Source organism: Thermorhabdus hydrogeniformans (genome assembly GCF_049310025.1).
Classification (GTDB): Bacteria; Bacillota; Thermosediminibacteria; order Thermosediminibacterales; family Tepidanaerobacteraceae; genus JBJYKD01.
Window position 1 is genome coordinate 1 of sequence record NZ_JBJYKD010000271.1, and the last position, 242, is coordinate 242.

Below are 242 nucleotides of genomic sequence, written 5' to 3' on the forward strand. Positions count from 1 at the left end.
ATACCACCAATCCCTAATCCTCGCCACTTGCTCACAGCATCCGCTACCCCATTCAGGATATAATTACCTTCCGTTATCTCCAGCACTACTTTAGAAAGAGGAATGCCTTTCAGGGCTTCAAACGCGGGCTTAACCATCCGAAAAGTCGGGGGTAAAATATTTATATACAGCGTTTCCCCTACATAACAGGAGCGTGCGTGCTTCAGGCACCAGAGATCAAGTTCCACGGGATCATACCCGCG

General features: G+C 48.8%; 1 protein-coding gene. It reads right to left on the reverse strand.

The annotated features are described in order from the left end of the window. A partial coding sequence (locus ACKX14_RS16400; protein WP_422449501.1) for a hypothetical protein occupies positions 1 to 227 on the reverse strand: 227 nt, incomplete at its 3' end. Positions 228 to 242 lie beyond the last annotated feature (15 nt).